General features: G+C 70.1%; 20 protein-coding genes. 1 reads left to right on the top strand and 19 read right to left on the bottom strand.

The genetic code is table 11. From position 1 onward, the window contains the following. Positions 1-14: 14 nt before the first annotated feature. The 12 genes from CBF90_RS17310 to CBF90_RS17365 form a co-directional block, all read right to left on the bottom strand. A complete protein-coding gene (locus tag CBF90_RS17310) occupies positions 15-836 on the bottom strand; it encodes an ABC transporter permease (RefSeq protein WP_023953517.1) in 822 nt (273 codons plus the stop codon). Then, the gene (locus tag CBF90_RS17315) at positions 833-1,591 is read right to left on the bottom strand and encodes an ABC transporter ATP-binding protein (protein WP_064955316.1); all 759 of its coding nucleotides are present in this window, start codon (positions 1,589-1,591) and stop codon (positions 833-835) included. Before CBF90_RS17315 ends, CBF90_RS17310 begins: the two co-directional genes overlap by 4 nt. Then, positions 1,588-2,925, bottom strand: a complete 1,338-nt coding sequence (locus CBF90_RS17320; protein ID WP_088379762.1) for an amidohydrolase family protein — start codon at positions 2,923-2,925, stop codon at positions 1,588-1,590. The genes CBF90_RS17315 and CBF90_RS17320 overlap by 4 nt, the downstream gene beginning before the upstream one ends. Then, positions 2,922-4,013: an ABC transporter substrate-binding protein gene (locus CBF90_RS17325; RefSeq protein ID WP_172407767.1), complete on the bottom strand. Its 1,092-nt coding sequence runs from the start codon at positions 4,011-4,013 to the stop codon at positions 2,922-2,924. Before CBF90_RS17325 ends, CBF90_RS17320 begins: the two co-directional genes overlap by 4 nt. A gap of 161 nt (positions 4,014-4,174) precedes the next feature. Beyond that, positions 4,175-4,741, bottom strand: coding sequence for a helix-turn-helix domain-containing protein (locus CBF90_RS17330; RefSeq protein ID WP_064955313.1), 567 nt, complete (start codon positions 4,739-4,741; stop codon positions 4,175-4,177). Positions 4,742-4,932: 191 nt separating this feature from the next. Further along, positions 4,933-5,670, bottom strand: coding sequence for an SDR family oxidoreductase (locus tag CBF90_RS17335; protein ID WP_088379760.1), 738 nt, complete (start codon positions 5,668-5,670; stop codon positions 4,933-4,935). After that, positions 5,667-6,461: an SDR family NAD(P)-dependent oxidoreductase gene (locus CBF90_RS17340; RefSeq protein WP_088379759.1), complete on the bottom strand. Its 795-nt coding sequence runs from the start codon at positions 6,459-6,461 to the stop codon at positions 5,667-5,669. The genes CBF90_RS17335 and CBF90_RS17340 overlap by 4 nt, the downstream gene beginning before the upstream one ends. Before the next feature lie 27 nt (positions 6,462-6,488). Beyond that, on the bottom strand, positions 6,489-7,112 hold the full coding sequence (locus tag CBF90_RS17345; protein WP_088379758.1) for a hypothetical protein: 624 nt from the start codon (positions 7,110-7,112) through the stop codon (positions 6,489-6,491). Continuing rightward, a complete protein-coding gene (locus CBF90_RS17350) occupies positions 7,109-8,032 on the bottom strand; it encodes a carbohydrate ABC transporter permease (RefSeq protein ID WP_023953506.1) in 924 nt (307 codons plus the stop codon). Before CBF90_RS17350 ends, CBF90_RS17345 begins: the two co-directional genes overlap by 4 nt. Next, on the bottom strand, positions 8,029-8,967 hold the full coding sequence (locus tag CBF90_RS17355; protein WP_023953505.1) for a carbohydrate ABC transporter permease: 939 nt from the start codon (positions 8,965-8,967) through the stop codon (positions 8,029-8,031). Before CBF90_RS17355 ends, CBF90_RS17350 begins: the two co-directional genes overlap by 4 nt. 61 nt (positions 8,968-9,028) lie before the next feature. Further along, positions 9,029-10,339, bottom strand: coding sequence for an ABC transporter substrate-binding protein (locus CBF90_RS17360; protein WP_023953503.1), 1,311 nt, complete (start codon positions 10,337-10,339; stop codon positions 9,029-9,031). A 70-nt stretch (positions 10,340-10,409) separates the two neighbouring features. After that, complete coding sequence (locus CBF90_RS17365) at positions 10,410-12,293, bottom strand: glycoside hydrolase family 2 protein (RefSeq protein ID WP_088379757.1); 1,884 nt, start codon at positions 12,291-12,293, stop codon at positions 10,410-10,412. 133 nt (positions 12,294-12,426) lie between these two features. On the opposite strand from CBF90_RS17365, the gene CBF90_RS17370 reads away from it, so the two are divergent. Continuing rightward, positions 12,427-13,419 carry a LacI family DNA-binding transcriptional regulator gene (locus tag CBF90_RS17370; RefSeq protein ID WP_071918861.1) on the top strand — a complete coding sequence of 331 codons (993 nt, stop codon included), beginning with the start codon at positions 12,427-12,429 and terminating at the stop codon, positions 13,417-13,419. A 105-nt stretch (positions 13,420-13,524) separates the two neighbouring features. On the opposite strand, the gene CBF90_RS17375 is transcribed toward CBF90_RS17370, so the two are convergent. The 7 genes from CBF90_RS17375 to CBF90_RS17405 all read right to left on the bottom strand — a co-directional run bounded on the left by CBF90_RS17375 (position 13,525) and on the right by CBF90_RS17405 (position 22,331). Continuing rightward, positions 13,525-14,367, bottom strand: a complete 843-nt coding sequence (locus CBF90_RS17375; protein WP_088379756.1) for a CoA ester lyase — start codon at positions 14,365-14,367, stop codon at positions 13,525-13,527. Beyond that, positions 14,364-15,551 carry a CaiB/BaiF CoA-transferase family protein gene (locus CBF90_RS17380; RefSeq protein ID WP_172407766.1) on the bottom strand — a complete coding sequence of 396 codons (1,188 nt, stop codon included), beginning with the start codon at positions 15,549-15,551 and terminating at the stop codon, positions 14,364-14,366. The genes CBF90_RS17375 and CBF90_RS17380 overlap by 4 nt, the downstream gene beginning before the upstream one ends. Continuing rightward, positions 15,548-17,512 (bottom strand): SUMF1/EgtB/PvdO family nonheme iron enzyme, encoded by a 1,965-nt coding sequence (locus CBF90_RS17385; RefSeq protein ID WP_088379755.1) that lies wholly within the window; start codon positions 17,510-17,512, stop codon positions 15,548-15,550. The genes CBF90_RS17380 and CBF90_RS17385 overlap by 4 nt, the downstream gene beginning before the upstream one ends. After that, positions 17,509-18,441 (bottom strand): ribokinase, encoded by a 933-nt coding sequence (locus CBF90_RS17390; protein WP_088379754.1) that lies wholly within the window; start codon positions 18,439-18,441, stop codon positions 17,509-17,511. The genes CBF90_RS17385 and CBF90_RS17390 overlap by 4 nt, the downstream gene beginning before the upstream one ends. Next, complete coding sequence (locus CBF90_RS17395; protein ID WP_088379753.1) at positions 18,438-19,808, bottom strand: ADP-ribosylglycohydrolase family protein; 1,371 nt, start codon at positions 19,806-19,808, stop codon at positions 18,438-18,440. Before CBF90_RS17395 ends, CBF90_RS17390 begins: the two co-directional genes overlap by 4 nt. Next, positions 19,805-20,974: an ADP-ribosylglycohydrolase family protein gene (locus CBF90_RS17400; protein ID WP_088379752.1), complete on the bottom strand. Its 1,170-nt coding sequence runs from the start codon at positions 20,972-20,974 to the stop codon at positions 19,805-19,807. The genes CBF90_RS17395 and CBF90_RS17400 overlap by 4 nt, the downstream gene beginning before the upstream one ends. Positions 20,975-21,041: 67 nt before the next feature. Continuing rightward, positions 21,042-22,331 (bottom strand): ABC transporter substrate-binding protein, encoded by a 1,290-nt coding sequence (locus CBF90_RS17405; protein WP_088379751.1) that lies wholly within the window; start codon positions 22,329-22,331, stop codon positions 21,042-21,044. Positions 22,332-22,356: the final 25 nt, after the last annotated feature.

Below are 22,356 nucleotides of genomic sequence, written 5' to 3' on the forward strand. Positions count from 1 at the left end.
CCTTCCGGGCGCGCTCAGCGCGCCGTCATTTCCCAGCGGATGACCACGCGGCGGAGAACCCGCACGACGAGGTTGAGGACGATGCCGAGCACCGAGAGGATGATGAGCAGCGCGAAGACCGCCGCCGTCTCCATCCGGCCCTGCGCCTGCAGGATCAGCACGCCGAGGCCCTTCTGCGCCCCGACGAACTCCGCGACGATCGCGCCGATCATCGAGTTGGCGACGGCGAGCTCGAGCCCGGAGAAGATCTGCGGGAGCGCCGCGGGCAGCATCAGGCGCGTCTGGATCTGCAGCGGCTTCGCGCCGTTGACCCGGAACAGGTCGACTTGGTCGCGGTCGACGCCGCGGAACCCGTGCAGCGCGTTGACGAGCATCGGGAAGAACGCCAGCAGCACGACCACGACGACCTTCGAGGGCATCCCGAACCCGAACCAGATGATGAACAGCGGCGCGACAGCCACCTTCGGGATCGACTCGATCGCGACGATGTAGGGAAACACCACGGCGTAGACGGTCGGGAACTGCGCGAGCACGATCGCGAGCACGAGGCCCGCGACGACTCCGATGCCGAGGCCCGTGAGCACGATCGACATGGTGGATGCCGTGTTCTCGAGGTAACGCGGGAACGCGTTCGGGTCGAACAGCGCCTTCAGCACATCGCTGAGCGGCGGCACGACGTAGACGGGGGTGTTCGTCCAGCCGGGGACGAACTGCCAGCCCAGCAGCAGCAGGCCCAGCAGAGCCAGCGAGGCGATGACCCGCTTGGCGGGCGTGTTCACGACGCGTCGCGTGACGAGCCGGGTCGTGACGGGGCGGGTCCGGACGGAAGTGCTCATGCGTTCACCTCGAAGTGACGACGGATGTGGGCGGTGAGGGCCGCGAACTCGGGATCGCCGAGGAGCTCGGGGGTGCGCGTCTTTCCGAACGGGATGTCGATGATCTCGGCGATGCGTCCGGGGCGCGGGGTCATGACGACCACGCGCTCGGCGAGGAAGACTGCTTCGCTGATGCTGTGCGTGATGAGGACGGCGGTGGTGCCGGTCTCGCGCCAGATGCGGTTGACCTCGACGTTCAGGGCGTCGCGAGTCATCGCGTCCAACGCCCCGAAGGGCTCGTCCATCAGCAGCACGGCGGGATCGTGCACCAGCGCCCGGCAGATCGCGGCGCGCTGCTGCATCCCGCCTGACAGCTCGTGCGGGTGCTTGGTGGTGAAGTCCTCGAGACCCACCATCGTCAGCAGCGTCCGCGCGTGGGTGCGATCGGCGCCGGTCACCCGTCGGCGCAGGCTGAGGGGTAGCAGGACGTTGTCGAGGATGTTCAGCCACGGCAGCAGGGTCGCCTTCTGGAACACCATGCCGGCCTCGCCCCGCGGGGCGCCGATCGGCACATCGGCGATCGTGGCCGTGCCGGCGGTGTGTCCCTCGAGACCCGCGAGGATGCGCAGCAGGGTCGTCTTGCCGCATCCGCTCGGCCCCAGAACCGAGACGAACTCGCCCTCCGCGATCCCGAGGTCGACGTGCGAGAGCGCCGTGACGTCGCCCGTGCGGGTCTGATAGGTCTTCGAGAGGTCGGAGATCTCGATCAGGCTCATGGCTTCTCCAGTCCGTAGACGCGGCAGAGGTTCTCGTTGAGCACGCGCGCGGCGAGCCACTCGGCCTGAGATGTCGTCCACAGGCGATCGGCGACCCCGGCAGTGAGCGCGCGGTCGAGCGCGAGCCGGCCGCGGGCCGTCGAGGCGACGTGGAACTCGGGCTGCCCCGTGTCGGTGCCGAACATCACGCGGTCCGCAGGGAGCAGCTCGAGCCACTCCTGCAGCATCCGTTCGAGGGCGTGGTGGTGGAGGTACGGCATCCACGAGTAGTCGAGGAAGACGTTGCCGTGCGCCTGACTGAGCGCCGGGAGCAGCGACGTGTACGGGTAGCCGCCGTGGATGAGGATGATGCGCAGCCGGTTCAGCGCCGGATCCGACAGCAGGGGCTCGAGGTTGCGCGGATCGGCGCCGCTGAGCAGCAGGCCGGGCTCGGCGTGGCCCATACCGGTGTGGATCTGCACCGGCAGCTCGCGCTCCACCGCGAGCTCGGCGATCGCGAACACGAGGTAGTCGGCGAGAGCGGTGTACGCGGGCGTCTCGAGCGACGCCGCATCGGAGCGCAGCGTCGTATAGGCCGCCTCGGCCTCGTCGCGCGGGCGTCGCCGGAAGTCGAGCGCGCGCACGTAGGCCGACGCGATCTTGAGGCCGACGAAGCCCGACTCCTGACGGCGGATGATCGAGTCCCGCACGAACGCGACGTACTCGCCCAGCGTCGCCGGCGGGGCGTCGAGGCCGGCGGTCTTCAGCAGACCCTCGAGCACCGTGGCGAACACGCGCCGGAAGCGGGGCGTGTCGGAGCCGCGGCGGCGGAAGGCGGGGTGACCGAACGGGTAGAGGTAGGGGTCGATGCGGCCGATCGGCTTGTAGCGCTCGGGCGTCCAGGCGTCCGCGTCGATCCACGGCAGGTCGGTCAGCACCGCCGCCGTGCCCGAGATGTCGAGCGCCTCGCCGTACAGACCCGCGAAGTCGGCACGTCTGCGGTCGCGGCTCATCCGCACGATCTCGTCGTGACCCAGGTCGCCGTAGAGCGCGCGACTGCCCTCGACGAGCGATACGCCGTGCACGCTCGTCGACTGGAACCGGATGCTCTCGTCGAAGAGCTTCTCGATGCCGTGGGCCGCGTCGAGCCGGGCGAGCTCGTCGCGGTCGCCGCGGCCGCGGGCGGCGACGAACTCGTCGAACACACCGACGGGGAGGTTGGCCTCGACATGGCCGGCCGCGTTCTCGCGTTCGAGCGCATCGATGCCTTCGAGCTCCTCGCCGGGCCGGACGTAGCCGGCGTGGGAGTGGTGGTCGATCGCCGGGACGCCGTCGGTGTAGGTGAGGGAGGTCATTCGGCGCTCCAGTTCTGAGCCTCGGCGACGACGGCATCCGCGTCGAAGTCGTTGTACGCCTCGACGAAGGTGTTCGGGGCGGCCGCGACCGTGTCGACCTCGGAGTCGATGATTCCCGAGTCGAGCGCGAAGGTGCCCCACGCGGCGAGAGCCGACTCGCTGTACGCACCCCACGACGCGGTGTCCTGCGGGTCGTCGGCGGTGAGCAGCTCGAGGCGGCGGTTGAGCGCGACGAGGTCGATCGCCAGCTGGTCGTCGATCGAGTTGCCGGCGACGAGCGTGTCGGGGTACTCCTCGTACATGATCCGCAGGGCGGCCTCGGGGTTCGTCGCGGTGAAGAGGGTGGCCTTCGCCATCGCCCGGCCGAAGGCCTCGATCGTCTCGGCGTTGTCGGCCGCGTAGTCGCTGCTCGTGAAATAGGTCGTCGAGAAGAGCGATGCGGCTTCGTCGGTGGTGAAGTAGCGCAGCGGGGTGCCCTGAGCCTCGAACGCGGCGTACTCGGTGTCCCACAGCGACAGGGCGTCGACCTGACCGGTCGCGAGCGCCTGCAGCGCTGCGGCACCCGTCCCGACCGCGAGGTGGCTGTAGTCCACGTCGGGCGTGAGGTCGACCGACGCGAGGATGCCCTCGGACAGCAGCATGTTCGACGTGCCCAGGCTGCTCTGGCCGATGACGGCACCCTCGAAGTCGCCGAGCGAGGTGATGGGGCTGTCGTCGAGGACGGCGAGCGATCCGGTCTGCTTGCGGATGTAGTTGTAGACCAGCTGCAGCTGGCTGCCCTTCGTCATCGCCTGCCAGATCGGCTCGGGCGGGGTGCTCCCGATGTCGAGCGAGCCGGAGTCGATGCCCTGGACGATCGAGGTGGAATCGCCCGTCACGACGATGTCGACCTTCAGCCCCTCGTCCTCGAAATACCCCATCGCCTGGGCGACGGCCATCGGCGAGTTGTTCGCGCCCATGTTCGTGGGGATGCCGAACTCGACGGTGGTCGTGCCGTCGGCGGATCCGGAGTCTTCACCGGCGCAGCCGGCGATGGTGAGAGCGAGGGCGGCGGTCACGGTGACCGCAGCGGTACGGGTGAACTTCATGGTGTCTCCTAGCGCGGGTGGTTCGCGGATCGGGTCGATCCGGCGATGTGGGTGGAGCTCAGGGACAGTGGTGCGATGCCTGCGCGCAGGCGTTTTCGGCATGGCCGAACACCGGTGCCGTCCGTCGGGAGCAGGACGGCACCGGGAGCTGAGGGACGGGGTCAGTCCGTCCGGGGCGGATTCTCCGAGGGTGGCGTCACGACCCAGAGGGCCTCGCCCACCGCATCGCCGATGTTGACGATGCTGTGCGGCGTGGAGGTGCGGTAGTCGATGCTGTCGCCGGCGGTGAGCTCGAACTCCTGATCGCCGAGCCGGAACCGGAAGTCGCCGCGGAGGATGACGCACACCTCCTGCGAATCGCCGTGCGTGTAGCTGTCGCTTCCCTCACCGTGGCCGGGCTCGTACTCCGAGACGAGCACCTCGACGTTGCCGAGCGGGGGCTGCGTGATGCGGAAGTGCCGCACGTCGTTGCCCGCGGCCAGCATGGGGCGCTCCTCCTTGCGGAGCATCGTGCCGAGGGTGGGCTGAGCGCTGAAGAGCTCGGTCCACGGGATGCTGAACGCCCCGGCGATCCGGCGGACGACGTCCAGGCTCGTGTTGGCCTGGCCGTTCTCGATCTGGCTCACGTAGCCGGCGCTGATCGATGCGCGTCGTGCGAGCTCGCGCGTCGACATCTTGCGCAGGGCGCGCAGTTCCCGCACGCGGGGGCCGAGATTCGCGTCGTCCATCGCTCTCCTGGGGTGTCGGTAATCACACTGATCGGTGTCAGTAAGCAGAGCGTATACCGGGCGAGCGCGTCGGAAATTGCTGATGTGTTTCGTGTGTGTAACCGAGTTCCCGGCGCCACATACAGCAGCGAGGACGCGCACCTGCACGGTCCGGAGCCCCCGACACCGTGCAGACGTGCACCCTCGCGCCTTCAGGGCCGCGCGACCGGGCTGATCACCAGCTCGTCGATACGCACGTGCGGGGGCGCATCGATGATGAAGCGCACCGTTCGCCCGATGTCGTCGGGAGTCAACATCCGCTCGCGGGCGTCCGCATCCGGCACTTCGGGCCGGAGGCTCAAGAACTCCGTGTCGACGTCGCCCGGGCACAGGTGGCACGCGCGGATGCCGGCGGCAGCCTCCTGCGCGTTCAAGGTCTCGCAGACAGCGGCGAGCGCGCGCTTGCTGGCGCTGTAGGCGACACCCGCGACGGGCGAGAAGCGCCAGGCTGCGATCGACGACACCACGACGACGACGGCCGAACCGGATGCCCGGAGGTCCGGGAGCGCTGCGTCGATCACGTGGATGACGCCGTGGAGGTTCGTGTCGATGACCTGTTCGACCTCGCTGACCGACTGGTTCTCCCACGTCCGCCGCGGCGAGTTGAGGCCGGCGGCGAGGACGAGCTCGTCGATGCGGCCCCACCGATGACGGATCTCGTCACGCGCCGCACTCACCGCGCCCGTGTCCCGGGCGTCGAACGGCAGCACGATCGCCTCGCCGCCCGCATCCGCGACCTCGCGCGCCGTCTGGGCGAGCACGTCGTGGCGCCGTCCGCTGAGCGCGAGGCGCCGGTCGGGGGCCAGGGCCAGCGCGGCGGCGCGGCCCATCCCGCTGCCGGCTCCGGTGATCCATGCGACGCGTCGCTGGGAGGCGATGGTGGAGGTCATGCCCGGGCCGCCATCTCGTACGCGCGCTGGGGGAACTGGGTCGCGAACTTGCCGCCGCTCACATCGAGCAGCGTGCCCGTGACGTAGCGCGAGGCATCGCTCGCGAGGAAGCAGACGGCGTCCGCCACCTCGCGCGGGTCACCCCAGCGCCGCAGCGTGAGCGTGTCGAGCAGGCGACGCTGCTCGTCGTGCGGCTTGTCGGCGAAGCCGTTCATGTCGGTGGGGATCATGCCCGGAGCGTACGCGTTCGCGGTGATCCCCCAGGGGCCCAGTTCTCCCGCGAGTGTTCTGGTGAACTGGACGACAGCGGCCTTGGATGCCGCATAGGCCGCACCGCCGACACTGGGGACGATGGCCGCGAACGAGGCCGCGTTGACGATGCGGCCCCCGCCCTGCCGCTTCATCGCGGGGATGACCGCATGGCAGGTGCGGAACGTGCCGGTGACGTTGACGTCGAAGACGCGGTTCCAGGTCTCGGCATCGGCGTCCTCGATGAGCCCGTCACCCAGGATGCCGGCGTTGTTCACCAGCACGTCGACGCGTCCGAACCGGCTCAGCGCAGCATCCACGGCCTGCCGCACCGAAGCGGACGACCGCACGTCGCACGCCAGCGAGGCACCGTCGAGTTCCGCGTCGCGGCGTGCGTCGTCGGCCCAGGCCACCGCATCTTCGGCGATGTCCGTCGCGACGACGACGGCGCGCTCGCGCATGAACGTCTCGGCGATGGCGCGGCCGATGCCGCGACCCGCTCCGGTGACGACGACGACCTTGCCGTCGAGATCCCACTGCATCGTGCTCTCCTCCGATCGGGGCCGCGCCTACGCGGCTCTCCTCGATGATGTCGCAGCGCGGCGGCGTTCGGCACCGACGAGCGACACGACGACGAGCCCGGGCGCGATCACGATGAGGGGCGGCAGCATCCATACGACGGTCGCGCTCACCCCGAGGCCCACCAGCACCAGCGATGTTCCGATCGGGTCGTCGACGACAATGCCGCGCCCCTCCCGCCAGAGGTCGATCCACCGCGCACCCGGCGTCCAGAGCGCCGCGGTTCGCAGCATCGCGACGGCGACCACGACCGCCAGTCCGCCGCTGATGATCGCGAAGACCGTCCCGCCGGGAAGCGCCCCCTGTGCCGCCCCGACCGCGTTCAGGGCGAGGAGCGCGATGACCACGGCGCAGGCCGCACCGAACCACCAGCCCGAACGCACTGCCTGGAGGCCGCGCAGAGCGAAGAGTCGGATCGAGTCGGGCTCGTCGTCGAGGTGTGCGCGGAAGTGCTGCACCCCTGCGCCGAAGGCCGGAGCCAGGGTCACGAGCGGCAGCGACAGGAGCGTCACCCCGATGCCGACCACGAACATCTCGCCGAACCCGGCGACGCCCGAGCCGCCGAAGACCGCGCGGCTCTCGGGCGATCCGTCTGTCCTGCGCGCGGAGGTCATCCCTTGAGCCCCTCCGTCGCGACGCCCGCCACCAGGTACCGCTGGAAGGCGAGGAAGAACAGCACCACGGGCACCAGGGCGAGGATCGCCATAGCCATCTGTGCGCCGTAGTCGCTGGTCGAGGTCTGGTCGACGTAAAGGCGCAGAGCCAGCGGCATCGTGTACATGCCCGGATCCTTGAGGTACAGGAGCGGCCCGAAGAAGTCGTTCCACGACCAGATGAACGCGAAGATCGAGCTCGTGACGAGCGCGGGTCGCATGAGGGGCAGGATGACGGCGGTGAAGGTGCGCGCATGGCCGGCGCCGTCGATGCGCGCGGCCTCGTCGAGATCGCGCGGCAGACCCCGGATGAACTGGATCATGAGGAACACGAAGAAGGCGTCGGCCGCGAGGAACTTCCCCAGCAGCAGCGGCCAGTAGGTGTTGATCATGTCGAGCTGATTGAACACGATGTACTGCGGAATGATCACGACGTGGAACGGCAGGAGCATCGTCGCGATCATGCACAGGAAGAAGACCTTGCTGCCGCGGAACCGGATGCGGGCGAACGCGTACGCCGTGACCGAGCACGAGAGCACGACCCCGACGACCGAGGCGACCGCGAGGATGAGGGAGTTCACGACGAACGTCCAGAACGAGACTCCCCCGATGCCGGCGAAGGCGGTCGCGTAGTTCTCGAGGGAGAAGCTCTCCGGCACGAGACTCACCGAGCCGATGATCTCGTTGCCCGGCTTGAACGACGACATCACCATCCACGCCGCCGGATAGAGGATGACGACGAGCACGGCGATCGCGAGCACGTGGAAGACCGCTGCGCTCCCCCGCGTGCGCCAGCCCCGCCCTCCCGCGTGCTCGCGGCCGCGTCGCCGCGACGACGAGTCGGTCGTGATGAGCTCGGTCTGGGTGATCGTGTTCGTCATCGTTCGTCCCCCGCATAGTGAACCCACGCCCGCGATGTGCGGAACAGCATGAGCGTGACCAGCCCGACGGCGATCACGAGCACCCAGGCCATCGCCGAGGCGTAGCCCATCTGGAAATCTCGGAATCCCCGCAGGTAGAGGTAGAGCGTGTAGAAGAGCGTCGACCCGGCCGGCCCACCGCTGCCGTTGGAGATGATGTAGGCCGAGTTGAACACCTGGAAGGCGTGGATCGTCTCGAGGAGCAGATTGAAGAAGAGCACGGGCGACAGCATCGGGATCGTGATCGAGAGGAACCGGCGCACCGGTCCGGCGCCGTCGACGGAGGCCGCCTCGTACAGCTCGGGCGGCACCTGCTTCAACCCCGCGAGGAAGATCACCATCGGCGCGCCGAACTGCCACACCGTCAGCAGGATGAGCAGCGGCAGCGTGCGCGCCGGGTCGCCCACCCATCCGCCCTCCGAGGCGGGTGGCCCGCCGAAGAACGAGCCGATCTGCGCGACGATGCCGTCGTCGATGAACATCGCCTTCCACACGATCGCGATCGAGACGCTGCCGCCGATCAGCGAGGGCAGGTAGAACGCCGACCGGTAGAACCCCTGGCCCCGGCGCGGTGCGTTCAGCAGCAGCGCCACACCGAGCGCGGCAACGAGCTTCAGCGGCGTACCGACCAGCACGTAGATCCCGGTGACCTTGACCGCCTGCAGGAAGTTCGGGTCGGAGAACATGCGCGTGTAGTTGTCCACGCCGATGAACTCGGGATCGTTGAACAGGTTGTAGTCGGTGAACGACAGCACGAGCGAGGCGACCATCGGCCCCGCGGTCAGGGCGAAGAACCCGATGAGCCACGGGCTCAGGAAGAGATAGCCGGCACGCGTCTCGCGTCGAGCCCGCACGGTCGAGCCCGCACGAACCGGGACGACGGCTGCAGCAGTCATGGCTTGTTCCTTTCTCCTGCGAACCGGCGTCTCGGCCGTACGGCAGGGTCGTGCGGAGCGGTCAGGAGCCGAGCACCAACGAGATCTCCGAGAACAGCTCCTGCGCGAACTGCTTCGTGGTCAGGTCGCCGTACCTCAGCTGCTCGTGCAGCTCTCCCCACTTGGCCTCGATGGTGCCGTAGCCCGCGGGGAGGATCGGGTAGCTCGCCGTCAGCTCATCGTCGATGGATGCGAGGTAGTCGAGGTTGACGGTGTCGGCTGCGGTCTGATCGATCGCATCACGTCCAGCCTCCGTCGGCGGTGTGCCGAGCGACGTACCGAAGATCGTCGCGACCTCGGGCGAGGTGGTGAGGAAGTTCACGAAGGCAGCAGCGGCCTGCTGCTGGTCGGAGTTCTTCGCCACGCTCAGCAGCATGCTCGGCTTGGGCGCGAGCACATGCTCGTCCTGGCCCTTCTCGAGCGGCGGCTGCACCATGCCGATGTTCTCGGTGCCGGCATCCGTCATGCCCTGCAGCACCGTCGTCGAGAAGTTGAACCAGATCGCCGTCTCACCGGCGAGGAAGCCCCCGCTGGGCGAGAGGGCGACGCTGCGCTCGACGGGGTAGAAGTCGCCGTCGTCGCGGAGGTCGGCGGCAGAGTCGAGGTACTCGATCACATCGTTCTCGTCGAACGCGGGCGCACCGTTCTCCTCGAAGACCGGGTTGCCGTCCTGCATGAGGTGGTAGATGAAGTTCGGGAGGCCGCCCGTGTAGTCCTCCGCCCCGTAGATCCGGGGTTCGGATGACGCTCCCGCCGCGTTGACCTCGAGGACGAAGTCGTTGAACTCGTCCCAGGTCATGTCGTCGGTCGGATAGTCGATGCCGAACGAGTCGAGGATGTCCTTGTTGTACATCATCGACCAGGCGTTCGTGCCCAGCGGGACGCCGACGAGTTCGTCGTCGACGGTTCCCGATCCCAGCACCTGATCGTTGACGCCGTCGAGCGGGAGCAGTGAGTCGCGGTAGGGCGAGAGATCGGCGAGCAGACCCTTGCTGGCGTATTCGCCGAGGTAGCCGGCATCCATCATCACCACGTCGGGAAGCGACTTTCCCGCCGCCTCGGTGTTGCGCGCAGTCCAGTAGTCGCCCCAGGCGTTGAAGTTGCGCACCACCTCGACGTTCGGGTACTGCTCGTTGAAGAGCGCCACGACCTCTTCGAAACGGGCGGCACGGTCTTCGTTCCCCCACCACGAGAAGCTGATCTTCGCTGCGGTCTGGTCGTCGAAGGTGATCTCCTCGGGGGCGGCGTTCGAGCCGCTTCCCGTGCCGCAGCCGGCGAGCAGAAGTGCTGCGGCTCCGACGAAGGCGAGCGATGCGGGCAGTCTCTTGATCATGATTCCTCCTCATTGAGCGGGCATGGGCCCGGGGTGTCGATGGCGGTGGCCGGTCGAGAGCCGGCCGAGGTCAGTCGGTGTCGGTTCCCTGGACGAGTGAGCGGATCGTCTCGACGGGCAGCTTGGGTTTCCGGGCTTCGGTGAGCAGGCCGTTCCGCTCCTGCATGGTGTCGGTGAGCTGCGTCCAGCACCAGCCGGCGAGCCCGTCGGGTCGGCCGGTGAAGCCTCGCGTGCCCGACTGCACCGCGCGGAGGATCGCCGCGACCATCCGGCCGTACTCCTCGGCGCCGCGCGCTTCGGAGTAGCCCCAGGAATCATCCGGGCTCGCATCAGCCGCCCACTTCACCCCGCCGAACTCGGTCAGCATGACCGGCTGTCCGCTGTCGGCCGTTCCGGGCAGACGCACGCGGCGACCGGCCGGGCCGATGCCCGAGACGAGCTTGCGCAGCTCGACCGCGTCGACGTCGTAGCGGCGGGCGAGGATGCCGCCGTCCGCCTCGTAGTCGTGCAGGGTCCACAGGTCGGAGGTACCGAGCTCCCACCCGTCGTTGGAGATGACGGGCCTGGTGGGGTCGAGCGCCTTCGTCAGGTGGAACAGCGCTTCGGCGAAAGCCCGCTGATCCGAGCGCGAGGCGATGTGCTGCACGCCCCAGCTCTCGTTGAGCGGCACCCACGTGATGATGCTGGGGTGCGCCCGGTCGCGGAGCACGGCTTCCGTCCACTCCGCGGTCGTCCGCTGCACGGCTCGCTCGTCGAACGTGTACGTCGCGGCCATCTCGCCCCACACCAGGAGTCCGAGCCGGTCCGCCCAGTACAGGAACCGGTCGTCCTCGACCTTCTGGTGCACGCGCACCGAGTTGAAGCCGAGCTCGGCGATCAACTCGGCCTCGCGTCGCAGTGCGTCGGGCGAGGGGGCCGCGAGGTGAGACTCGGGCCAGTACCCCTGACTGAGAACCGACCGCAGCGTCACCGGGCGGTCGTTGAGCAGCAGCGCGCCGTCGCTCCAGGAGACGCTGCGCAGACCGAGGTAGCTCGCGACGGCATCCGTTCGGCCACCGTCATCCGTCAGTTCGATCCAGGCGTCGAGCAGGGTGGGCCGGTCTGGGCTCCAGAGCAGGCGTTCGTAGTTCTGACCGTTTCGCTGTCCGTCCAGGGCGATCGTCAACGTCGCCCTCGTGCCGCTCGTCCGCATGGTCGCGGCGGCGAGCTCCCGACCTTCGTGCGCGATGCGGACGCTCGCGCTCGCGCGACCGGGCCGGCTCAGTCGGAGCTCGAGGGTCACCGTGCCGTCGGTGAGGTCGTTGGTCCAGTTGAGCGCGGTGATGTGCTGCGGCGCGACGGACTCGAGCCACACCGACTGCCAGATCCCCGTCGTGCGGTGGTACCAGATCGAGTGGGGCTGTTCCTCCCAGTCCTGCTTCCCTCGAGGCTGCGCGAGGTCGTGCGGGTCGTCCTCGGCGCGCACGACGATGACATGCTCGCGAGCGTCACCGTCGAGCGCGTCGGTGATGTCGACGGCGAAGGGGGTGTGGCCGCCCTCGTGGCTGCCGACCATCTGCCCGTCCACCCAGACGGTGGCCCGATAGTCGACGGCACCGAAGCGCACAATCGCACGCTGCTCCGACCGGTGTCCGGCGGCGGCGAGGTCGGCGTCGGTCAGCGTCCGGCGGTACCAGACGATCGGATGGAACCCCGTCTCGCCGACGCCCGAGGCCGGCGACTCGGGCGGGAAAGGCACGAGGATGCTGCCGGCCAGGTCACGGCCGTCGAACCACCGCTCGGCGACGCCTCGGTCGTCATCGTCGTGAGCGAACCCCCACTCCCCGTCGAGCAGGAGGAACGAGTCGCGCACGAGCTGCGGACGCGGCCGCGCCGGTTCGAGCGTGCTCGCACGCACCGTGTCGGGCTCTCGACCGGCATCCTGCTCCACTGCATTGACTCCCTCTGCCGGCATCGATGCCGGCGTTGTCACTGACCCGCCCGCAGACGGGATGGAAACCGCTTTCCGTCCCACGTTGAACTACACGATAGTTCCACGCTGAACTAGAGTCAACAGCGACCCTAGGAACTGCTCGACAGGAGCCTGCATGACCCGCGTCACACTCGCCGACGTCGCCGCTCGTGTCGGCGTGAGCGCGAAGTCCGTCTCCAACGTCGTGAACGGAACGGGATGGGTCGGCGACGAGATGCGACGGCGCATCCTCGCTGCGATCGACGAGCTGGGGTACCGACCGAACCTCGCCGCACGGCAACTGCGGAACGGGCGCAGCGGACTGATCGCGCTCGTCCTCCCCGATCTGCGAGAGCCCTACTTCGCCGAGTTCGCGTCGCAGTTCGTCACCACCGCGCAGACCCGGTCATTGACGGTTCTCATCGCGCAGACGGGCGGCGCCCGTGCCGCGGAGCTGGCGATGATGGCCGGCGAGGGCTTCCCCGCGCTCGACGGGATCGTGATGAGTCCGCTAGCCCTGACCGCCGACGATGTGCGCGACCGGCCGAGCGTTCCTCCGCTCGTGCTGATCGGAGAGCAGGCCGAAGAGCTCGTGAACCCTTCGGTGCATCACGTCGGCATCGACAACGTCTCGGCGGCGGCAGCAGCCACCACGCAGCTCATCGAGCAGGGGCGACGTCGCATCGCCGCGGTAGGCGTGCAGGAAGCCGGGCCCACTGCCACCTCTCGACTCCGATTCGAGGGGTACCGGCGAGCGCTGGCCGCAGCGGGCATCGCCGACGACCCGGCGCTGTACGCCTCGGTCGATCAGTTCAACCGCGCCGAAGGATCGACGGCAGTCGCACGCCTTCTCGCGAGCGGAACCGATGTCGATGCGTTGTTCTGCTTCAGCGACAGCCTCGCCCTCGGCGCGCTGTACACCCTCGGCACCCACGGCATCTCCGTGCCGGACCGCGTGCAGGTCATGGGCTTCGACGACATCGAAGAGGGGCGCTTCCACATCCCCGCGTTCTCGACCGTCGACCACGGTGTCGAGCAGGCGGCGGCGTCGATCCTCGACATCCTGAGCGACGCGACCACGCAGGCCGGCGTGCACCATCAAGTGCCGTACCGCGTGATCACCCGCTGATCCCCCACCGAGGTCCCACTTCGGCCGGGAATTCCGGCTCGGTAACCGGCCCAACCGGGACCTCGGATGCGAAGGATGCAGGGGGCCCGGCGGATGCAGCGAGGGTCAGGGCGCGGCGGCGAGGATGCGTTGCGCAGCCTTGACCATCGCGATGTCGATGAAGGTGCCGTCGTCGAGCACGAACGCGCCCGTGCCGTCGGCGGCCGCCGTGCGCACCCGCTCGACGATGCGCCGCGCGCGCTCCACCTCGTCGGCGTCGGGGGTGAAGACCCGCCGGATCACCTCGATCTGCCGCGGATGGATGGCCGTCCGCCCCGCGTAGCCGAGCGCACGACCGACCCGGCAGCTCGCCTCCAGGCCCTCGAGGTCGGCGACGTCCGCCCACACCGCCATGAGCGGCAGCGGCAGACCGGCCGCCGCCACGGCGTTCACGACCCGCGCGCGCGACCACGCGAGCCCGGGCTCCCCCTCACGCCCGGCGGGCACGCCGATCTCCGCGCGCAGGTCGGCCTCGCCCACCGCGACCGACGCGACCCCGGCCTGCGTGATCTCGAACGCCCGCTCGATCGCGAGCGCCGACTCGAGCAGGGCATGGATCTCGCGCCCGGGTGCGGCGGCTCGGACCGCCGCGACGTCATCCGCCGACTGCGTCTTCGGAAGGCGGATGCCGAACACCGCGGGCAGATCCGCGACAGCAGCGACGTCCTCGTCGTGCGTCCGTGCGCCCCGAGCGTTCACCCTGACCTGCACTGCCGGCGCGGCAGCCCCTCGCGACGCCCACGCCGCGGTGAAGTCGGCGAGCGCAGCCCGCGCCGATGCCTTGCGCGAGGGTGCCACGGCGTCCTCGAGGTCGACGATGACGGCATCCGCTCCGGCATCCAGCGCCTTCTCGAAGCGCTCGGGGCGGTCGGCGGGCGCATACAACGCGACCACGATCGGGCGGGTCATGCGACCGATCCCTCGGCACGCATGCGGGCGATGTCGTCGTCGGTGTAGCCGAGCGAGGCGAGCACCTCGGCGGTGTCGGCGCCGTGAGCCCGACCGGTGAACGCGATCGTCGACTCGTCGCGCGACATCCGGAACAGCGGTCCCTGCATCGCCATCTCGCCGAGATCGGGGTCGTGGATGCGGTGGACCGTGCCCAACGCCTGGAACTGCGGGTCCGCGACGATGTCGGAGGGGTCGTACACCGGGGCGACGGCGGCCTGCGCCGCTTCGAACGCCCCGATCACCTCGTCGCGCGTGCGCTGCGCGATCCAGCTGCCGACGGCCTCGTCGAGCTCGTCGGCGTGCTGGGCCCGGCTCGACCCGCTGGCGAACCACGGCTCGGCGGCGAGGTCGGGACGGCCGACGAGGGTCACGACCCGTTCGGCGATCGACTGCGCGCTCGTCGACACGGCGACCCACGAACCGTCGGCCGTGCGATACGTATTGCGCGGCGCGTTGTTCGCCGATCGATTGCCGGTGCGGGGCTGCACGGTCGCGAGCTGATCCCAGCGCGTGATCTGCGGGCCGAGCATCGCGAGGATCGGCTCGATGATCGCGACATCCACCTCCTGCCCGCGGCCGTCGCGGTCGCGGGCGTGCAGCGCGGTCATGATCGCGTAGGCGGTCGCGAGTGAAGCGATGCCGTCGGCGAGGCCGAACGGCGGAAGGGTCGGCGGCCCGTCGGGCTCGCCCGTCGCGGCGGCGAACCCGCTCATCGCCTCGGCGAGCGTGCCGAATCCGGGGCGACTGCGGTACGGCCCGATCTGCCCGAATCCGGTGACGCGGGCGAGTACGAGGCCGGGATTCTCGGCAGACAGCTCGTCGTACCCGAGTCCCCAGCGCTCGAGGGTTCCGGGGCGGAAGTTCTCGACGACGACGTCCGCGGTGCGGGCCAGGCGCAGGAACGCCTCGCGCCCGTCGGCGGTGTGCAGGTCGATCGCGACGGTCCGTTTGTTGCGGCCGAGCGTCTTCCACCACAGGTTCTGGCCGTCCTTGCTCGGACCGTGACCACGTGCCGGGTCGGGCTTGGTCGGATGCTCGACCTTGACGACCTCGGCTCCCATGTCGCCGAGGTGCATCGCCGCCATCGGGCCGGCGAAGAGGGTCGAGGCGTCGATGACGCGCAGTCCGTCGAGCGGGGTCACGAGCGGTCCTCCCAGCAGACGCGGAATCCGATCGAGGGCGACGCGTCCTGGCCGAGTCCCGGCAGGAGAAGCTTGGCCGAGAACTCCGGCGTCTGCACGCCGCCGTCGAAGTACCAGTCCGAGCCCTCGCTGCGGTGGGCGCTGCCGCCCTTGAGCATGACGAAGCGGGTGCGGCCGTCGGAGTGCTCCGACTCGGTCCAGTTCCACACCTCCGGCGTGCGCCGCCGGAACGACGGATCGGATGCCGCGAGCTGCCACTCGTCCTCGGTGGGGAGACGTCCGCCGACCCATGCGGCGTACTCCCGGGCCCGCGCGAAGGTCACCCGCGTCGCCGGACGCTCGGGGTCACGGGCCTCCGCGTCTTCGCCGATCGCGTCGAGGAACCGCGCGTACTCGGCCTCGGTCACCTCGGCCGCCCCGACGCGCACGGGATGCCGCACCTCGACGATGCGTTCGAGCGTCCGCTGATCGTGCAGGCGGGGCGGCAGCGGCTTCCACTCGTCGACGTAGGGTGCGCCCTCGTACATCCCGGTCTCGCGCGCACGGAACCGCACCGTGAGCAGGTGCGTTCCGGGCGTCACGGTCACTGTCTGGACCTCATCCCGCACGCCGGTGTCGCGCATCGGCCCGGCCCACGCCGGAGCGGTGAGGCGCCGAGCTCGGCGGTGCGGGAACGACCCGTCCGCCACCGGCGGCTCATCGCGCAGCGCGGCCTTTACCTCCGCGACGACCGGCGGCACGTCGGCGTCCGCCGTGTCCGCGGCATCCCCGGCCATTCGGACTGCGGCGGCGACGCCACCGGCCGGCACCGTCACCGACGACACCCGATCGCCGGGCTCGTGCAGCGGCACCCACCGGCCCCCCGACTCGAGCTCGAACTCGACGTCGGCGCCCGACGTGTTGACGAGGCACAGCAGCGTCACCCCGTCGAGCTCGAACGCCGACCCGAATACCGGCGCGTCGTGCACGGCAAGAGGCGTCCACTCCCCCTCGACCAGCCAGCGGTGCATGCCGCGCTGCACGGGCAGCATCCGTCGAAGGGTCGCGGCGTCGCGGTCGCTCCACCCGACCCAGACGCCGAAGACGACCTCCCACACCATCACGCCGACGCCGTTGAGCCATGCCGAGCGCAGCTCTTCTGCGTGGTCGCGGTGCCACCGGCGGATGTGGTGCTGCATGTGTCGGCGCTCGAACCACCGGGCGCGCAGCACGCCGGGCACCTCCGAGTCGGCGAACCACTGCGCCCACGACAGGGTGTGGTCGGCGATGCGCTCGGTCGCGAGCTTCGACTCGCCCTCCAAGCCGATGCCCGGGCGCGCAGCGTCCAGGGCCGCGACGAGATCGGGGTCGGCCTTCCGCAGCGTGTCGAGGAAGACGCCGTCTGCGCCGAGGCGCCGCACCGTCGCGGCGAGCTCCGCGGCGTCGCCTCCCGAGCGCCGCGTGCCGACGTCCCACGGGTTGTAGTCGACGAACACGGCCACACCGGCAGCGCGCAGCGCCTCGGCGGCTTCGACGAGCCCCGGCACGGCGTAGAAGTCCCACTGGTTGCGGTCGTCGATGCCGATGACGGGGTAGGCGTGCCACAGCACGATCCCGTCGAGACCGCCGAACCGGCGCTGCGCGTCGGCGATGAAGCGTTCCGGCGTGAAGCGCTGCTCGTCGAAGTCGAAGAACAGCTCGTCCCAGAGCCAGACCTGGGCGACCGTGAAGCACCGGCTCGCCCACGCGGACTCGGGCTGTTCGTAGCGGGTCGGCACGCCGTGCCGTTCGCGAGCGCCTTCGCGCCACGTCGTCAGCTGGGCACGCCATGCACCGAGGTCGGCCGGATCCGTCGGCGCGACGAAGATCTTCGCGTCGTCGAGCACGACCGCGGCGTCGCCCGAGCGCACGTCGGCATCGAGCGGCACCGGCGTCGGGCGGTCGATCTCGCGCGGGACCAGGGGATCGAATCCACCGCTCACGGTCGGTTCTCCTTCCGGAAGGCGGCGACCTCGTCGGCTGTGGGCACCGCGTCCTGCGCACCGGGGCGCGTGACGGCAAGGGCGGATGCCGCAGCACCGGCGCGCGCGGCATCCGCGAGCAGACGGAGATCGACGGCGTCGGGGCGGCGTCCGGAGGCGGCGAGCGCGGCGGCCAGCACACCGCAGAAGGTGTCGCCGGCGCCCGTCGTGTCGACCGGCGTCACGACATGGGCCGGCACCTCGGTGCGCTCGTCACCGCAGACGACCAGGCAGCCGCGAGAACCGAGCGTGACGACGAGTCCGCGCACCGTGCGGGCGAGGTCGGCGATGGCCTCGTCGAGGTCTCCGACGCCCGCCGCCTCGAGGGCCTCGTGCTCGTTCACGACCAGCACGTCGGTGGCCGCGAGCAGTTCGTCGCGGCGGGCGGCGAAGGGTGCGGACGGCGCAGCGTTCAGCACGTGCCAGGCTCCCTCGCCCCGGGTCGCTGCGGCGTCGCGTACCAGAGCCACCGGAATCTCGAGCTGCGTGAGCAGAACCGAGGCTGAGGCGACGACGGCGCGTTGCGCGTCGCTCAGGGAATCGCGCGCGGCGTTGGCGCCGGCGGCGACGACGATGGCGTTCTCGCCCGATGCATCGACCGAGATGAGCGCTGTTCCGGTCACCTCGTCGACCTGCACCACTCCCGAGACGTCGATGCCGTCGGCCTCGAGCGCCGTGCGCAGCGCCTCGCCCACGGCATCCGTTCCCACCGCGCCCACGAAGGCGACCTCCGCTCCCCCGGCACGCCGGGCGGCGACGGCCTGGTTCGCACCCTTCCCCCCGCCGGTCCGGACGAGCGACGATGCGAGCAGCGTCTCGCCGGGAGCGGGGATGCGGGCGACGCGGGCGACGACGTCCTGGTTGATGCTGCCGACGACGACGACGCTCACGAGGTTCCCTCCGCGAGCGCGACCGTCCGCTCGGCGAGCTCGCGGATCGATCGCTGCGGTCCGCCGGGCATCGAGGTCGCGATGCTGTCGTTCAGCGGCGCGGTCCAGGCAGGCCCGACGCCGTCCGCTCCGAGCAGGCCGCCGAGCACCGAGCCGACCGTGGCGCCGACCGAGTCGGTGTCCCAGCCGCCGGCGACGGCGAGCGCGACGGCGGCACCGAAGTCGCGATCGTGGGCCTGCAGCGCACAGGCGGTGAGCGCGGCGTTGTTCAGCGTGTGCACCCAGTGCATCCCGGCGAACTCGCCGTGCAGGGCGTCGAGCGCACCCGCCGTCGTGAGCTCGCGCGTGGCGAGCGCTCGGCCGGTCTCGCGTCCGAACCGTACGGCCGCGGCCAGGCGGGAGGCGGGCGGCACGACGGTGTCGGCGGCATCCAGCACGGCATCCGTCGAGTCGGCGACGAGGGATGCCGCGCAGAGAGCGGCCGCCCACATGGCGCCGTACAGGCCGTTGCGGGTGTGGCTGAGCCGCGCATCGATCCACGCCGAGTGGGCCGCGGCCCGGACATCGCCGGGGTGCGCCCACCCGTGCACGTCGGCGCGGATGAGGGCGCCGATCCACTCGCGGAACGGGTTGCGGTGGGTCGCGGTCTCGGGCACCGGCCGGGCGTCGAGGATGTTGCGGTACGCAGCGCGTTCGGCGGTGAACACCCGCCCCGCCGGCAGGGCCGCGAGCCAGGCCTCGGCGACATCATCGGTCGTCAGCGCGGAGCCGTGCCGCTCGAGCAGGTCGAGGGCGAGGAGCGGGAAGTTCAGGTCATCGTCCTCGGGCATCCCGGCGATGTTCTCGACGAGCGAGGTCGGGGCGGAGCGGCGGTTCCAGGGCCAGCGCTCCGCGACATCGGCGGGCAGGCCGCGCGCGGTGAAGTAGCCGCTGATCGGCCAGTTCCCCGTGGCACGCGCGATCTGCTCGATGCCTTCGCGCGGGATCTTCTCGACCGGCTTGCCGAGCAGGCACCCCGCCGATCGGCCCAGCCACGCGCCGTGTACGCGGTCGAACGCAGCGCCGCGGTCAGCGCTCGGCTCGGGTTGTGCGGGAAGCAGTGCTTCGATCGCTTCCCACTCATCGGGTTCGTCAGCGCTCGGGCGCTGCAGTGCCTGCAACTCATCGAGCACGCGACGCGCCGCCGCGCGCAGTTCGGCGGATGCCGGTGTCGCGCTGGCTCCGGAGGGAGCGAGGACCGTCGCTCCGCCGGCATCCGCCCAGCGCCGTTCGATCGCCGACAGCTCGTCGTCGGGCACCCCCTGCTCGCGCAGCGCCGCGAGTTCCGCCGGCACCAGGTCTTCGGGCTGAGCCCACGTCAGTCTCACGCCTCTGCCCCCACCGACAGCAAAGACGTCAGCGACTCTGCACGCGCGGCAGCCCGCTCGGCATCGGCACGGGCGACGTCGCGCACGACCTCGACCATCGTGGTGACGACGCCATCGAGGTCGAGGCGGCTCGCGGTCACGACCTCGCGCACCCACTCCTCGGGAACGGCGGCGCTGCCGTGGAGCCCACCGCAGATCGCGCCCGCCATCGTGGCGATCGAGTCGGCGTCGCGGCCGTAGTTCACCGCGTCCAGCACGGCGGCACGCAGGTCGCCGTCGTGGGCGACGACGAAGCCGAGCGCGACGGGGAGCTCCTCGATGGCCTTCGTCCGCGAGGGAAGACGCGCGTCCATGGCCGGTGACCGGTAGGCCTCGCCCACGGTGTCGAAGGGCCGCACCGCGTCGCGGATGATGCGACCGAGCTCACGCGGATCGTCGGATCCGCCGGCGGCGCGGAAGGCGTCGACGGCCTCGAACACGGCGCGGATGGCGGCGGCGGTGCCGTCGTGCGCGACATCCATCACCGCCCGTCGAACATCGTCGACCGTTGCTCCCGGAGTGGCGGATGCGGCGACGGCGGCCGCGAACACGCCAGCGGCCTCGCGACCGTACGACCATTGGTGCGCGCCGGTGATGTCGACGGCCTCGGCATACGCGCCGCGCGGGTCGCCGATGTGCACGAGGCCGACGGGGGCCATGTACATCGTCGCGCCGCAGTTGACGACGTTGCCGACGCCCGCCTCACGGGGGTCGGCGTGGCCGTAGTGCAGCTTCATGACGAGCCACTTCTCGGCGAGGAACACGCGCTGCAGGATGAGCGCTTCGTCTTCGAGCTCAGGGATCCAGCGGCGCTCGCCCATCATGAGGGGCACGAGGTCGCTCGCGACGTCGTACGCGTCGAGGTGCCGGCGCTGCTTGGCGTACACCTCGATGAGCGCGTGGGTCATGAGGGTGTCGTCTGTGACGTGTCCGTCGCCCTTGTGGTACGGCGCGATGGGGCGAGCCGTGCGCCAGTCGGGCAGGAAGGGACCGACGATCCCCTCGACACGTCCGCCGTGCCGCTCCTCGATCTGCTCCGGGGTCCAGCCCTCCGTCGCACCGCCGAGCGCATCGCCCACGGCGGCTCCCGCCAGTACTGCTGCCACCCGATCGTGCAACACGTCCATTACGTCCCTCTCTTCGTTCGAGCGTGTGAGGCGGGGGCGGATCGGATCGACCCGCCCCCGCGGATCGTCAACCGGCGACGTCGGTCCAGCCGTCGCTGAGCTGCGCGGCGAGCTGGTCGCGGTCGATCTGGTTCGCCAGGTACTGCTGGAACGCCGGCGTCGCGATCGTGTCCTTCCACTCGGTGTACTTCGACACCTTCAGGAACGGCGGACCTTCCAGGCCCTCGCCCGACGCCAGCACCTGCTTCCAGGCAGCGTCGTCGCCGGCGAGCTCGGCGACCTGCGTGCGCGCGGCACCCGACGAGGGGATGAGCGCATCGGCGTAGGCGATCTTCGCGAGGTTCTCGCCGTCCATGAAGAAGTTCAGGAACTCCGCCGACTCCTCCACGTGCTCCGAGTCGATGTTCACCGAGTACGTCTGCGGGTTCGCGGCCTGGATGGCACCGGCCGATCCTTCGAGCGGCGGAAGCGCGACCCAGTTGAGGCCCTCGGGAGCGTCCGCTGCGATGTTGGTCGCCTGGAACGAGCCCTGCACCGTCAACGCGACCTTGCCGCCGTAGAACGACGGGAGCACGTCCGAACCCGACTGCGTGAGCGAGGTCGGGTCGATCGACCGGTCGGTGTAGGCCATCTCGTGGATGCGCTCGGGCACGGCGAGCTCGTCGTCGCCGACCTCGATCGTCACGTCGTCGCCCTCGCCGTCGAAGTAGCCGCCGTCGAAGCCCATCGACAGGCTCATCATCGTCGCGGTGGGCGAACCGAGACCCCAGCCGAGGCCGTAGTGGTCTGCCGTCGTCGTCGCCTTCGCGATCTCCTGGAGCTGATCCCAGGTCATCGTGTCGCCCGTGGGTACCTCGACCCCGGCCTCGGCCAGCAGGTCGGCGTTCGCGAACGCCATGTACGACTGGAGCGTCGAGGGGTACGCGACGATCTGACCGTCGTGGGTCACCGACTCCCAGATGCCGTCGGAGATGTCCGACTTCAGCTCGGGGTCGATGAGGTCGGTCAGGTCGGCGAGGTAGCCGTCGGCCGCGAACGACACGATCGAGCTCGCCTCGAAGTGGATGATGTCGGGCGCGGTGCCGCCCGAGAACTGGGTGATCAGCTTGTCGTAGGTGCCGTCCCAGCCGGCCTGGATGATCTTGACCTGGACGTCGTCGTGCTCGGCGTTCCAGGCGTCGACGATCTCGCTGATGGCTGCCTGAGTCGCGGGCTGGTCCGAGAGCGACTGGAACTGGAGGGTGACGACGTCGCCGTCTCCCCCGCTGTCGTTCGCGCTGCCCTGCTGGCATCCTGCGAGCGCGACGGCTGCGATGCCCACGAATGCGACGGCGCCGATGCCGCGGATTCTTCTCATGGTGTGGCCTTTCTGGTTTTCGGGT

Origin of the sequence: Microbacterium sp. AISO3, from assembly GCF_002204305.1 — a bacterium.
In the GTDB taxonomy this organism is placed as follows: Bacteria; Actinomycetota; Actinomycetes; order Actinomycetales; family Microbacteriaceae; genus Microbacterium; species Microbacterium arborescens.